Annotated in this window: 8 protein-coding genes and 2 pseudogenes; all 10 read right to left on the bottom strand. The window is 55.1% G+C overall.

Annotated features, from left to right (window positions below; genetic code table 11):
- Window positions 1-5: 5 nt before the first annotated feature.
- The gene (locus tag EPD59_RS14185; protein ID WP_133273362.1) at window positions 6-1,847 is read right to left on the bottom strand and encodes an NPCBM/NEW2 domain-containing protein; all 1,842 of its coding nucleotides are present in this window, start codon (window positions 1,845-1,847) and stop codon (window positions 6-8) included.
- Window positions 1,848-1,945: 98 nt separating this feature from the next.
- Window positions 1,946-2,518: an alpha-L-arabinofuranosidase C-terminal domain-containing protein gene (locus EPD59_RS24175; protein WP_394347231.1), complete on the bottom strand. Its 573-nt coding sequence runs from the start codon at window positions 2,516-2,518 to the stop codon at window positions 1,946-1,948.
- A gap of 75 nt (window positions 2,519-2,593) precedes the next feature.
- A pseudogene (locus tag EPD59_RS24170) lies at window positions 2,594-3,279 on the bottom strand (alpha-L-arabinofuranosidase C-terminal domain-containing protein); the annotation flags it as partial.
- An 861-nt stretch (window positions 3,280-4,140) separates the two neighbouring features.
- Window positions 4,141-5,823 (bottom strand): sodium/sugar symporter, encoded by a 1,683-nt coding sequence (locus EPD59_RS14175; RefSeq protein ID WP_133273361.1) that lies wholly within the window; start codon window positions 5,821-5,823, stop codon window positions 4,141-4,143.
- Between the two features lie 57 nt (window positions 5,824-5,880).
- Window positions 5,881-7,371: an L-arabinose isomerase gene (gene araA / locus EPD59_RS14170; protein ID WP_133273360.1), complete on the bottom strand. Its 1,491-nt coding sequence runs from the start codon at window positions 7,369-7,371 to the stop codon at window positions 5,881-5,883.
- Window positions 7,372-7,521: 150 nt separating this feature from the next.
- Window positions 7,522-8,222 (bottom strand): annotated as a pseudogene (locus EPD59_RS14165) (L-ribulose-5-phosphate 4-epimerase).
- The gene (locus EPD59_RS14160) at window positions 8,219-9,976 is read right to left on the bottom strand and encodes a ribulokinase (RefSeq protein WP_240731410.1); all 1,758 of its coding nucleotides are present in this window, start codon (window positions 9,974-9,976) and stop codon (window positions 8,219-8,221) included. Before EPD59_RS14160 ends, EPD59_RS14165 begins: the two are co-directional and overlap by 4 nt.
- Before the next feature lie 44 nt (window positions 9,977-10,020).
- On the bottom strand, window positions 10,021-11,223 hold the full coding sequence (locus EPD59_RS14155; RefSeq protein WP_133273359.1) for an aldose epimerase family protein: 1,203 nt from the start codon (window positions 11,221-11,223) through the stop codon (window positions 10,021-10,023).
- A gap of 263 nt (window positions 11,224-11,486) precedes the next feature.
- The gene (locus EPD59_RS14150; protein ID WP_133273358.1) at window positions 11,487-13,199 is read right to left on the bottom strand and encodes a family 43 glycosylhydrolase; all 1,713 of its coding nucleotides are present in this window, start codon (window positions 13,197-13,199) and stop codon (window positions 11,487-11,489) included.
- 88 nt (window positions 13,200-13,287) lie between these two features.
- Window positions 13,288-14,817, bottom strand: coding sequence for a RagB/SusD family nutrient uptake outer membrane protein (locus EPD59_RS14145; protein WP_133273357.1), 1,530 nt, complete (start codon window positions 14,815-14,817; stop codon window positions 13,288-13,290).
- Window positions 14,818-14,840 lie beyond the last annotated feature (23 nt).

The following is a 14,840-nucleotide window of genomic DNA, read 5'->3' as shown; positions in this document are numbered from 1 at the left end:
TAATCCTACTTTGATTTCTGCTTGGCAGAAACTCGATACAACCCAGCACCGTGACGCCGAATGTGGGGGGCAAATGTGCCGGTGAACGTGCCTACTTCTTTGCCCGTCCACATATTGCGAATAGTGCAAGCGGAGTTGAAACCCAGTTGTTGCAAGGCTACTTCTACCTGCGCTGAGTCGGGAGGCACCGGCTTAAATGGGTTCTTGGTAAACACCAGAAACTGCACCGTGCCGCCCGTATTCTGCGAAGCGCCCGCGTTGTCCAGCCCGACGGTGGCGGTGAAGCGAGTGAAGCCGGGGGGCAAATCGTACTCAATCATGGAATTGGAATGGGTGCCGATGCCGTCGGTGTATTTTTTGCCCCCCACCAGCAGGTCAGCGCCCGACACGCTTTTGTTGGCCGTCACCTGGCCCCAGCCAGCGGAGGCTTGCTTCCAAGGTAAACTACTCAGTGCAACGCTTTTTTTTCCGTCGGATAGGGTAGGAGCCAGCCAATCGGCGTGATCCCAGGCAATATCATCGCCGCCGTTGCGCACATTCAGATACAGCTTTTTTGCCCCCCGAATGTCGATATCTACGGATTTGCTATGCCCCGGCGTTTGACGCGTAATTAGGCCGCTCGACCAGGCAGCTTCTTTCTCCGTTGCAAGCTCCTGATCCTGAGCATTGAACAGCGCCAGGTATTTGTCGCCGGTTTTGGGGTCGTCGGCTACCCAGGCGATAAGGTCGTTTTGGCGGAAAAGCTGCCGGTTGTTGGTGCTTGTGCTATGCATGGCCAGCACTTCTTTATTCGTCAGCAAAGCCAGAGTAAAAGCGTCGTTGCTGGGTAAATCGCCCCCAAACATCAGCGGCGAACGGAAGATGGACCACAGCGACATGAGCGTGTATTGCTCGTCATTGGTGAAGCGCGACATGCGGTCGTCGCCCCGTTCTGCCCGAATTCCAATGCGGCCCAGCGGCAGCATATCCGCGTCGGGCCAGGCGCCCGGCATGCTGTATGGCGCCCAGCGGTTGCAGACCTCAAAGTGCTCCTTCAGCTGTTCCCAACTATCCCAAAAGTCGCCCACGGTGCGCCACATATTGGCGTGCTGCTGCACGTGCTTGGCTTGCGCAATGGGCGTTTCGCCTGGCGACGTGCTCAGCACAATCGGCCGGCCCGTCAGGTCGATGGCTTTGCGAATCATCTCAACTTCCGGCGCGTGGTAGGGCGAAGAAAGGTCATCGACTTTCACGAAATCCACGCCCCAATCGGCGTACATTTTAAACAGCGAGTTGTAGTACTCCTGCGCGCCCGGCCGCCCGGCGACTACCGTGTACATATCGCGCAGCCACCCCGCCTGACCTTCCTTTGAGTAGATATCAGCTGCCGTTGCCTTACTCCCCAAAATGGGCAGTTTCCGGTTGACGGCCACCACGGGTACGCCGCGCATGATGTGAATCCCAAATTTTAGCCCCTTACCGTGCATGTAGTCAGCCAGCGGCTTAAATCCTTGCCCATTCGCCGCTGACGGAAACCGATTGACCGCCGGCACAAAGCGTCCGTATTGGTCGATGTTCCAGTCAGGATTCTTCTCGTTGTAGCCGTGGGCTGTATCGTTTCCCACGTACCAGCGAATATCCACCACTACATATTCCCAGCCGCTGGCCTTAAGGTACTTAGCCATATAATCGGCGTTCGCTTTCACCTCGACTTCGGTTACGGTAGGGCCGTAGCAGTCCCAGCTATTCCAGCCCCTTGGCGGAGTTAGCGCCCACTGATGAAAAGCTGGCTTGGGGGGCATTTTTTGCGCTTGAACAGACAGTCCCACGGCCAAAGCAGGAAGCAGAAGCTTAGCTAAGTGTTTCATAAGGTAGGGCTTGAATAAGCGACCAGGGCAAAAAATGGGTGGAAAAAAGAACCTCTCGCTTCCTTTCTCCACCCATCAATTATTGATTGATAAAACGCTTATCGCTTACCAGGGACGCGCAAAACTGTGAAGGAATTGGGCGCCAAGGTGTAGCTGATAGTCGAAGACTTTACCGTGAATTTTTCCTCTTTTGGAGCAATGTTCATGGGTTGTTCAATGCTGTTTACTGCATTCAAATCATTGCTGGCTAATACAATAGCTTTGCCCGACTTGCCCAATTTCTTCGCGCCTGCTAAGTTCAGGGTTACAGTGCGGGGCTGGGGCGAGTAATTCACCAGTTTCACCACTACCTCACCGACTTTATCATCGGCTACGGCGCTGGCGAAGAGGTTATCCTGGCCGTTTTTGGCGTTGTTGCCGAGCTGCACGGGCAGCATGGTGGTGCCGGGATTGGTAGCGAACAGCTTCTGCACGTAGTAGTTAGGCGTGCCGTATGCTTTCAGGTTGTCAAACCAGATAAGGTCCGGCGTCCACTGCCAGGCATCTACGTGGGCAAATAAAGGAGCATAGGAGGCCATAGTCACCACGTCGGCATTGCGCTCCAAGCCCGTCATAAAGGCGGCTTCCGAGATGGCACAATCCCAGTTGTTCTTGTTATCGGGGCTGCCGATAGCTACGCTTTGCGCGGCGTACTCGCCTGCGAAGATTTTCGGACCGGTGCGGGGATAGTTATCGTAGCGGCCTACGTTCTCGCGAAACCACTCGGGCTTCGCGTAGTAGTGCTCGTCAATCAGCTCGGCCTTCAGCTCCCGCAACTTTGCGCTGGCCTTATCAAATAGCTCACCGCCCGGCGAAGGACCCGCGCTGCTCACGATGTTCATATTCGGGTACTTCGCCTTCACGGCTTTGGCAAACGGCTCGTAGCGCTCCAAATACTGCGGCCCCCACTGCTCGTTCCCAATGCCGATGTACTTTAGATTGAAAGGGGCCGGATGCCCCATTGCCACCCGCTTTGCCCCCAAGTGCTGGTCGCGGGGCCGTTGGCAAACTCAATCAGGTCCAGCGCATCCTGGATGAAGGTGTCGAGCGTCGGCTCATCGTCGGCGTGGTCGTGGGCGGGGGCGCTGGGGCCACCGGCGGCGGTAATAGGGGCCAATTCAGCGGAGTTGAATTGGCATGCCATACCTACGTTCAAAATCGGCAGCGGCTCTGCGCCCAAGTCCTCCGAGAGTTGGAAATACTCGAAAAAGCCCAGCCCAAACGACTGATAATAATCCGGCGTGAAGCGGTGCTTAAACTCCGTATTCCAACGGTTGATAATGGGGGAGCGGGAAGCCACGTCACCAATTGTTTCCTTCCACTGGTACCGGTTGTCGAGCGTAACGCCCTCTACAATGCAGCCGCCGGGAAAGCGCAGAAAGCCGGGGTTCATATCTTTTAGCAGCTGCACTAGGTCGGCGCGCATGCCATTCTCACGCTTCATCCAGGTATCCTTCGGGAACAACGAAACCACGTCTAGGTCGACGGTGCCGGTGCCATCTATGGTCAGCTTGAGGCGCGCTCTGGCTGCCGTAGCTGACGGCTTCAGTACGACACTGTACTTTTTCCACTCGTTCGTGAGGCCAGTGATTTTGGTTTGGGCCAAAACTTTACCCGAGGCAGGCGCTTCAGGACCTCCGCCCTGAGGGCGAGCAGGCTCTTCAATCGTCACATTTAGCCCCCCAATGTTGCCGGGGCCACGGCGGGCATACACCGAAAATGTGTACTCGGCACCTTCCTTCACGCCCATTCCCCGAAAGCCCTCGTTCACGAAGCCCGCGTCGGGGCTGGCGGTGGTGGCGGTCAGGCGAAGGAAGTGGCTGTTTTTTTCGCTGATGGGCTGCTGGCTGGAAACCGTATAGGTGGAGAGGGCCGAGGCACCTTTGATGCCTTTCCAGCCGATCAGGCGGTCATCGGTTTCAAACGACTTATTCTTAACAAGTTCCGGATAAAGACCACCATCGGCGCCGAAGTTGATATCCTCGAAAAACAAGCCGTACATGGTTTTGGCAACCGGAGCACCGGGCTTGTTTACCTGCACTGTAATGGTACTGGGCGCGTTGGCCGTCTGGGCTTGTACTGAGTTGCTAATCAGCGCGCCAGCTAAACTTAAGCTCAACACAATCGATTGTGCTTTATGGGAAATAAAATGGGTTTCCATAAGTACGTTTTTAGGTGGGAAGTAGCCTCGTGAATTCATTAACTCCAATCATTTAAAAAAGCCCCCAGGGGATAACTGGGGGGCTTTTTTTGATTACCAGTAAACCGTGTAAAGCGTGGTGATTAGAACAAAGACCACGATAGAGCCAATGGCAAAGCTGCGGTTAGTCTTGAACATAGTCCGGTCAATTTCCAGCCCATTGGTTTTTACACCCATGCTGTTCTCAATCAGGCTAATGATTATCATCATCAGTACACAGACAATGAACACAATGCCCATGCGGTCGAGGAAGGGAATCTCGTAGACGCCCGTAGCGCTTGGAACAGCGAAGCCGATAGGAGCCAGGAACGACAGGTCCATCATGTTCGGCAGGAACTTAAGCAGAACCGATAGCAGGAAGCCGCCGATGGTAGCAAACAGAGCTGCCGTGGAGGTCGTTTTCTTCCAGAAGAAGCCTAGAATAAACATGGCGAAAATACCCGGCGACACGAAGCCCGTATATTCTTGGATGTACTGGAAGCCGCCTTTCTTATCAATACCGAGGAAAGGCGCGATGAGTACGCCCAAAATCATGGCTACTACTACCGAGATTTTGCCCACGCGTACCAGTTGCTTCTCGGAGGCACCCTCATTGAACACTTTCTTGTACACGTCGAGAGTAAAGATGGTGGCAATACTGTTGGCTTTGCCGGCCAGCGAGGCTACCACCGCCGCCGTAAGTGCGGCAAACGACAAGCCTTTCAGGCCCACGGGCAGAATGTTGAGCAGTACCGGATAGGCCCGGTCGGGGTTAAGCTCGCCGTCCTGCATCATCTCAGCACCGAATACATCGGCCTTAAACAAGACGTACGCCGCAATACCTGGCAACACTACAATTACGGGCATCAACATCTTTAGGAAGGCAGCGAATAGCAAACCAGCGCGAGCTGTGGGCAGATCGGCACCGAGGGCGCGCTGGGTGATGTACTGGTTGCAACCCCAGTAGTTCAGGTTTACAATCCACATACCGCCGAGCAGCACCGTTAGGCCGGGCAAATCGAGGTAGTTAGGGTTGTCGCGCTTAAAAATCATGTGGAAGTGGTCGTTGGCCTGGCTCGTCATCAGCGAGAAGCCCTTCAGTACACCTGTACTACCATAGTGCTCTGCCACCAGATTCAAGGCCAGATACGTAGTCGCTAAACCACCCAGAATCAGGAAGAACACCTGAATCACGTCGGTGTAGCCGATTACTTTCATACCACCCAGGGTGATGAAAATAGCGAATATGGCCAGCAGGTACATGCAGAGCGTAAGGTCGAAACCTGAGATACTGCTGATGGCAATAGCCCCTAAGTAGAGGATAGAGGTCAGGTTAACAACCACATACAGCATGAGCCAGAACACGGCCATAATCATGGCCACCGTGCTGTTATAGCGCTGGCTCAGGAACTGCGGCATGGTGGCAATGTTGTTTTTCAGATAGACCGGAATGAAAAACACCGCCACAATAATCAGCGTGATAGATGCCATCCACTCGTAGGTGGCAATGGCCAGACCCATCTTAAAACCAGAGCCCGACATGCCTACAAACTGCTCGGCCGAGATGTTGGATGCGATAAGGGAAGAGCCGATAGCCCACCAGGTCAGAGAGCCCTCCGCGAGGAAGTAGTCTTTGGAATCGCCGTCAACCGTTCCATCGTGTGTGTTCTTGCGGCGATAAATCCAGATGCCATAGCCGGCAACAATGATGAAGTAGATAATGAAAACGATGTAGTCAATCGTTGCGAGCTGATTCATTTGAAAGTTGTAGGGCTTTTGGCTGACGAATAGTAAGGATTTGGGAAAGTAGCGAAATTATCGGCCGCCATAAGCTACTTCGTTGTAGCGCAACTCATTTTTAAATGTGCGCAACTTGGTATCGTCATCTATCAAAACGTATTCGATACCGGCCATCTCGGCAAAATCCTCTAAATATTCAGCCGTCAAATTTTGGCTGTAACCCGTGTGGTGAGCACCGCCGGCCAGAATCCAGGCCGCCGCACCAACTGTTAAGCTTGGTTTTACTTTCCAAAGCACGCGAGCTACGGGCAGCTTGGGCAGGTCTTGCTCGGGCTCTACGGCTTCCACTTCATTCACCAGCAGCCGGAAACGATTGCCCATGTCTACGATGGTCGCATTGAGCGCCGGACCGGCGGGGCAATTGAATACGAGGCGCACTGGGTCAGCTTTGCCGCCAATGCCCAATGGGTGTACTTCGCAGCGCACTTTACCCGTGGAGATAGTAGGGCAAATTTCGAGCATGTGGGAGCCCAGCACTTGGTTGTTGTTGGGGGCGAAGTGATAGGTGTAGTCTTCCATGAAAGAATTTCCCCCCGGCAGGCCGGCGCCCATCACTTTCATGGCCCGCACCAACGCGGCCGTTTTCCAGTCGCCCTCGCCGCCGAAGCCGTAGCCCTCGGCCATCAAGCGCTGGGTAGCGATGCCCGGCAGCTGCGCCATGCCATGCAAATCTTCGAAGGTGTCGGTGAAGCCTTTCGCGCCGTTATCCTGCAAAAACTTGCGCATGCCGGCCTCAATGCGGGCTGCCTCGCGCAGCGACTCGCGCTGACTGCCGCCGTCTTTCAGCGTTTCGGCCAACTCGTATTCCTGCTCATAGGTTGCAAGTAACTCATCAATTTGGTCATCGCTCACGGCGTTGATAACTGCTACCAAGTCGCCGATGCCATACGTATTCACGGAGTAGCCAAACTTGATTTCGGCTTCTACTTTGTCGCCTTCGGTTACGGCTACGTAGCGCATGTTGTCACCGAAACGGACGAATTTTGCCCCCTGCCAGTCAGCCCAGGCGCAGGCCACGCGGGCCCACACGTTCAGGCTCTGGTGCACGGCCGGATCCTGCCAATGGCCCACTACCACTTTGCGATTCAGGCGCATGCGGGTGCCAATGAACCCAAACTCCCGGTCGCCGTGCGCCGATTGGTTGGTGTTCATGAAGTCCATATCAATATCGGCCCACGGGATGTCGCGGTTGAACTGGGTGTGCAGGTGAGCCAGTGGCTTCTGCAGAATCTTCAGGCCGTTGATCCACATTTTGGCCGGCGAGAAAGTGTGCATCCAGGCAATCAACCCCACGCAGTTTTTGGTGGTGTTGGCTTCCTGCATAAGCTGATAGATCTCATCGGGACCCGTCAAAACCGGCTTATAAACGATTTTGATCGGTAGCTCCGTGTTCAGGGCCGCCGCAATCTGCTGGGAATGCTGCGCGACTTGCTCCAAGGTTTCGGGACCGTAGAGGTGCTGGCTACCTGTAATAAACCACGCTTCGTAGTGGGAAATGTCGATCATGATAGGAGAGAGTTTCAAGAGTATTTTGTCATGCAGAGGCGAAGCCGAAGCATCTCGCGTGTTTACTAGGGGTAGTAATCCAACATCAGCACGCGAGATGCTTCGCTGCGCTCTGCATGACGTTCTTTTAGGGTGAATAGCAGGCAATTGCTATGACTGTCCGTAGTAAGAATTCACGCCGTGTTTGCGGTCGTAGTGTTTCTGAATCAGGGCGTCTTTCAGGCGTGGCACGTCCGGTCGCAGGGTACAACTGAGGTAAGCCATGCGAGCTACTTCTTCCAGAACGGCGCTGTTGTACACGGCTTTCTCCACGGTTTTGCCCCAGGTAAAAGGCGCGTGGTTGCTGAGTAACACCATTTCCACCTCAGTAGGGGAGAGGCCACGGCGCTGAAACTCATTAAGAATCTGCCAGCCGGTTTGGTGCTCATAGTCGCCGGCAATCATAGCGTCGGCCATGGGCGGGGCGCAGGGAATGTCAGCGGTAAGGTGGTCGGCGTGGGTAGTGCCCAGAATGGGAATATCCAGTTGAGCCTGCGCCCAAGAGGTAGCGTAGGTAGAATGCGTGTGCACAATACCGCCAATGTGGTCCCAATGGTTGAAAAGCACCGCGTGCGTCTTAGTATCCGACGAGGGACGCTTGGTGCCTTCTACCACTTTGCCCCCAGACTCATAATTACGATGTCCTCAGGCCGCAGCGTGTCGTAGGGTACACCGCTGGGCTTGATGGCAAATACGCCCTGCTCCCTGTCCACGACGCTGGCGTTGCCGAAGGTGAACAATACTAGCCCAAGCTTGGGCAACTGCATGTTGGCCTCATAGCAGGCCTGTTTCAAATCCTGATACTGGCTCATGCGTTGGCAGTGATAACGGGTGCAGCGTCGCGAGATTCGGTGGGCTCGGGTGCGTCATCTTTGCCCCCCAGCGTTACGGATTCCACAAATTGACCGAAAGTTTTGTACTCGGCGTAGCGGCGCTGATAGTCAGCTACTCGCGCTGGGTTTGGTTCGTAGGTTTCGGCAAAGCCGCTGCCCATAACCCGCTGCGCGGTCAGCACATCAGGGTGCACACCGGCGGCCACGGCCGCATACATAGCTGAACCCAAAGCCGGCGCCTGCTCAGAAGTAGCAATCTTAATGGGCCGGTCGAGCACGTCGGCTAGGGTTTGCATGACGAACTGCGACTTTTTGGCCACGCCGCCGATACCGATAACCTGCTTAATGGGAATGCCTTCCTGTTCGAAACGCTCTACAATTTGCTTGGAGCCGTAACAGATGGCCTCAACTAGCGCCCGGAATATCTGAGGAGCGCTGGTGCCCATGGTCAGGCCCATAATGGCGCCTTTTAGGGCTTGGTTGGCATCGGGAGTGCGCCGACCATTCACCCAGTCCAGAGCTAACACAGACGATTCTTCGGGGTCAACTTCGGCGGCAGCTTTGGTTAGCTCAATCAGCAGCCGGTCGCTCATTTCTTCGCGCAGGGCTTCTTGCTGCTCAGGCGTCAGTACCTTCGATTGAGGCAGGAGCGTGAGTAGCGGCCACTCAATAATTTGGCGGAACCAAGCCAGCAGATCACCAAAAGCCGATTGACCCGCTTCCAGACCCAACATACCCGGAATTACAGAGCCATCTACCTGCCCACAGATGCCTTGCACCAGCTTGTTGCCTACCTCGGCGCTGGGCGCTACCACGATGTCGCAGGTAGAGGTGCCCATCACCTTTACCATGGAGTAGGCCTCAATCTCGCCAGCAACGGCACCGGCGTGGGCATCAAATGAGCCCACGGCAACTACCGTATTGGTGGTCAGGCCCAGGCGCTCAGCCCACTCGGCGGACAAGTTGCCGGCGGGTTGATCGGCGGTAAACGTGGCCTGGTACAGATGCCCGCGTAGCAACGTTAGCTTGGGTTCGAGATGAACGATAAACTGCTCCAGTGGCAACCCACCCCAGCTCTCGTGCCACAACGCTTTGTGGCCGGCAGCGCAGCGGCTGCGCTTGAAGTCATGCAAATTGCCCCCCGTGAGCTGTAGCGTCACCCAGTCGCAGTGCTCCATCCAGGAATAGGCGGCTTGGGCTACGGCCTCGTCCTCGCGCACCACGTGCATGATCTTCGCCCAAAACCACTCCGACGAGTAGATACCGCCTTCGTACTTGGTGTAATCCTCACCGCCCCAGGTACGGGCTTTGTGGTTAATTTCGGCGGCCTCTGCCAAGGCTGTGTGATCTTTCCAGAGCACGAACATGGCGTTCGGGTTTTCCTCAAAGCCAGGCGTCATGGCCAGGGCAGTGCCGTGCTCATCCACGGCGCAGGGCGTAGAGCCGGTGGTATCCACGGCTATACCCACAATTTGCTCAGCGGGCACCTGTTGGGCTACCTGCCGAATGGTGGTTTCCAGCCCTTCGATGTAATCCAGCGGATGCTGACGAAACTGGTTGCGAGCGGGCTTGCAGTAGAGCAGCTTTTTCCAGCGGGCGTAATAATGCACTGCCTGAGCCACTTCAGCCCCAGTACGGGCATTCACCAGCAAAGCGCGCACGGAATCGGTGCCATAGTCGACCCCGATAACGTAGGCATCTGCTCCCAAATCAATCGATTGTGAATCTTGCACGATAGAAATAAAGAAGTCGTTTTGGGTTGCTTAATGAGTCAGGATTACTTGCGCACCCCAAACTGATGCACCGTAGACGTGCGCATGGTTTCGCCCGGCTTCAGGATGGTATTGGGGAACTTAGGCTGATTGGGCGAATCGGGGAAATGCTGGGTCTCCAGGCAGAAACCGCCATTTTTCACGTATTTGGTGCCGCCTTTGCCCGTGAGGGTGCCATCCAGAAAGTTGCCGGTATAAAACTGCACGCCGGGCTGGTCGGTGGTGATAGTCATGGTGCGGCCTGACGTTGGCTCGTACACCATGGCAGCTTGATGCATACCGCTGCCAGTGCCTTTGAGCACCCAGTTGTGGTCGTAGCCGCCTTCTACCTGCCCAATCCGCTCACCGATGGCGTGAGGCGTCGTAAAGTCGAAGGGAGTGCCCGTCACGGGGCGCAGTTCGCCCGTCGGAATCAGCCCGGCATCTACCACAGTGTAGCGGTCCGCATCAAGTGTTACCTGATGGCTCAGGATGTCCTTGGCCGTGCCATGGTTGAGGTTGAAGTAGCTGTGGTTAGTAAGGTTGACAGGCGTGGCCTTATCGGTGGTAGCCGTGTAGTCGATGCGGAGCGCGTCGTCGTTGGTGAGCGTGTACACTACCTGCACATTCAGGTTGCCGGGGTAGCCTTCTTCGCCGTCTTTGCTAGTGTAAGTCAGCATCAGGTTTTGGCCGTCGGCCGAGCTGCCGGGCTTGGCTTGCCACACTACTTTATCGAAGCCTTTCACGCCGCCGTGCAGGTGGTTGGCGCCATTGTTTGTGGCCAACTTATACTCCTTGCCATCCAAGGTAAATTTGCCCCCCTTGATACGGTTGCCATACCGCCCGATCAGTGCGCCGAAATAAGGACCTGATTTCACATATTCCGGGCTCTGGTAGCCGCTCACGTTGTCGAAGCCCAACACGATATCGCCAAGCTTGCCACTTTTATCCGGCACCAATAAGCTGGTCAGCGTACCACCGTAATTGGTGATTTTGGCTTGCAGACCGTGCGAGTTGGTGAGGGTGTAGAGTTGGACTTCCGTCCCATCGGTCGTCTTACCGAAGGAAGTAGCGGTTGGGGTCATAGCGGTGGAGGCTGTTTGGGTGGAGTCAGCGGCGACGCCGGAGTTGGCGTTTTCAGTGCTAGAGGGTTGCTGGTTGCAGGCTACCAGGAGAAGTACGCCAGCCAGGTTTCCGCCTAGCAAAGAGTTACGGGAAAAAGATTTCATAGCGGGAGAAAAAGGGGGTTTAAATGGGCGATAACCCTAGGTGGAAGGGTAAGCAGGGAGTAGCGAAACGTTTGAGCAAGTATCACTGCCGAGGCGTTAGTTTACTACTAAATTGCTAGAGATAAATCTCTTGGAGCAAGCTGATAGGTACTAACGAGGGCAGATTATGGTAAGAGCATCTTCAGATTTGGTATGTAAAGTAGAAAGAGTTGTTGAATTACACAATCGTTTGTGTCCTTGGCTCTCTACTTTATAGTCCCGCTCTACTCAACAGTCACCTTCTGATTCATGCGCTTACCCGCCTGTTGCACCTGCACCAAGTATACACCTGGCGTCAAAGCCGCTTCTATCGCTACCTTTCCCTGCTGGGGGGCAAATTCGCTTTGGTACACTGACCGGCCCTGCAGGTTGAAGATCTGAATCGTGACAGCACCGCCCACTTTTTTACCCCCCAGCTCTACTGTAAAGCTTCCTCGGATAGCCGGAATAGGGTAGATACTTACTTCCGTTAAGAGCGCTGGAGTACTAGCCGCGGTAAGTGTGCCCACTGGAGCCAATGTCCAACGTTGGCATGCACATCCATTATAGTCCCAAAGGCCGAGCTGTATACCAGCCACCGTAGAAGCCGAAGGCACTTCCACCACCCGATTACCATTGACAGACGCGATAACCAAGGTGCCATCGTTGGCCCGCTCCAGGCGAAAGCGCTGGCACGTTAAGCCATTATCGGTGAAGAGCTGCAGCTTGGCCCCAGCGTCAGGAGAGCAGCCCGATACATCGGCGGCGAGGCTGCCCAACGCGTTGGTTATTTTGTACTCACCGTTGCCCAGCGCCGTGAAATCCCATTGCTGGCAGTTCAAGCCTGATTTTGTGCCCTGCGCAATCATCTGGCCCGAGACGCCAGTGCAACCCCAGGCATCCCACACAAGCCCGCTGTTTTTGTTGGTAATTTCATAGCGGCCCGGCTTCACCCAATCACGACTGATAACGGGCCACTCGGCAGCGTCCCAGGTCAGATTTGCCAGCCCGAGCTTGGGGTTGCCGTTATCATCCCGATCATAATAGTGGTGTGAAACGTAGCTGACGCCATTTTCCTCAAACACACCAATATGGCCCGGCCCAATGTAGCGACCCGAGGAGTTGAGCACAGTTGTGCCGCCGTTGTTATTCAAATCGACCCCATTCTTGTCGAGAAAAGGCCCGGAAGGCGACGACGACCGCCCAACCTGCGCGAAGTAGGTACTATTTGCCCCCCGGCAGCAGGCACCACGATTGATAAACAGGTAGTAGAAGTTGCCGTGACGTATAATGTGGGCCGCTTCCACGTCACCATTGGCCACGCTAAACTCGGTGGTGCCTTGCAACTTGCCCGTACTCGGGTTAAGCTGCGTGGTGCGCAGGCCACCGAAAAACGAGCCATAGGTAAGCCACACATTATTATTTGCATCCTGAAATACAGCCGGGTCGATGGCATTCGCGCTGCTGCTGGTAGTCGTCGAAATCACTTCGCCTTGGTCCACCCAGCGGTAATTGGGGTTGCTGGGGTCCAGCGTCACGTTGGTAGCCAACCCGATAGCCGATACCTGTGAGCCGAAGGTAGAGCAGGAGTAGTACAGATGGAATTTGCCGTTCATGAAAAAGACCTCAGGCGCCCAGAAATTGCCCTGAAAACCCGGTACCTTGGTGTTAATCCAGCTCGGATAGGCATTGTTGACGAATACTGCGCGCGGCCCAGGGGTCCAGTTAATAAGGTCCGTGGACGACATGCTGTAAATACCTTGGCCCGTGGCAAATACCCAATACCGGTCGCCATCCTTAACAATGGTAGATGGATCGTGCAGCCCCGTAAGCCCCTGCAAAGCGTAGGCTTGGGCACTGATACATCCACACAGAGCTACCAACAGACAGCGCAGCCATAGTCGGGAAATGAAGTGCCGCGGATGGCAGAAGTTCGTCTGGGGGGCAAAAACACGCATAGCAACCACACTTAAATATGTATCAGACAAAAACAGCCGCTCCAGCGGTGGGCCAGAGCGGCTGTTGGTCTAGTGATGAATCAATCGGTTAGTAGCCAGGGTTCTGTTTGAGATTGGGGTCGATGCCTAGGTCGCGGCGCGGAATGGGCAGGAGCTTGGAAGTGCCCAAACGGAAGTTGGTGAAGTCCGTATCGCGGGTGATAAGCTCATTAATTCCTGCCTGATTATCCATCAGGCCCCAGCGCAGGATATCGAACCAGCGCGTGCCTTCACCAGCCAGCTCTTTGGCTCGTTCCGAATAGATAGCCTGGAGCATGGATGCTTGCGTGAAAGTACCCGTGAGAGGCCGCAGATCGACGCGGGCGCGTACCCGATTGACCAAGGGAAGCGCAGCGCTTATCTGACCGAGTTGGGTCAGCGCCTCCGCTTGCATCAGCAGCACATCCGCGTAGCGAATAACGCGGTGGTTAATGCCCGAAGAAAAGTTCTCGTCCGTGCGGGTGCGGTCATTCAGATACTTGCGCCAGTACTGCTGGTTGGGATTCCAGTTCCACTGCTGAAAGGTGCGGCCATAGAAGCGGTCAGGGTTGCCTGAATGAACGATGCTGATATCACGCCGGGGGTCAATCATGTGCTTTGTGGTGCTGCCGGGCGCAAACCCTACCGTTGAATCGGTATAGGCGTTGAGTAACCAGCGCCGGGGCTGCACGTCGGCAAACGTAGGACCGGGAGGGCCAAAGAAGTTGGGGCGGTCGTGGCTTTCTGAGGCAGAGCCGTTGTCTTGTCCCTGACCAACTTCCAGCACCGAACCCGTAAACTGCACCTCAAACACCGACTCGCGGTTGTTTTCGTTCGTGTCGGTGAAGTTGTCGAGGTAATTAGGCACCAGGTCGTATTGGCCCGAGGCCGCAAGCTGCGTGAACAGCGCCGAAGCCTCTGCCCACTTGCGCTGCTGCATGTACACTTTAGCCAGTAGTGCCTGCGCTGAGCCTTTCGTTGCCCGGCCCTTGTCGTTGTTGCCGTATGAAAGCGGCAGGTCAGGAATAGCTGATTGCAGGTCGGTAATTATCTGCGCTTCTACTTCAGCCTGCGACACTTGGGGCGCCCGGGCATTCACGTCATTCGGCTCTTCCAGAATCAGTGGCACATTGCCGAAGAAGTAAGCCATATCGAAGTACGACAGCGCCCGCACAAACTTGGCTTCGGCCACCAGCTGCTTTTTCAGCGTCTCATCCATGGTAATGCCCGGCACGCGGCCAATTACCTGGTTCGTCCGGTAAATCGTCCGGTAGTAGTCATTCCAGGCAAACGACGAGATAAAGAAGTCTACGTCGGGCTGAATGAAGCGCGTAAAGTTGGCTAGCTCTACGAAGGGGCTCGCGCTAAACGACTCATCGGAGCGATGGGCCATAAAGTGCCAGCTGCGGTAGTAGCAGGCAAACTGCTGCAAGCCTGAGTAGCTCGCAAATACCCCCTTTACAGCATCACTCTCGTTTTGCCAGAAATTGTCCTTAGTGGGAGCATTCGGGTTGCTTTGGTCCAGTAGATCCTTCTCGCAGCCCGAGGTCATAAACAGACCACTTGCGAGTAGAAGCGTGATTATTTTATTGCTTTTCATCTAAGTAAAGAAAACGATTTGGG

This window comes from Hymenobacter radiodurans, assembly GCF_004355185.1.
Classification (GTDB): domain Bacteria; phylum Bacteroidota; class Bacteroidia; order Cytophagales; family Hymenobacteraceae; genus Hymenobacter; species Hymenobacter radiodurans.
Note: the sequence above shows the minus strand (reverse complement) of the source record. Positions and strands in the feature narration are given on the sequence as shown.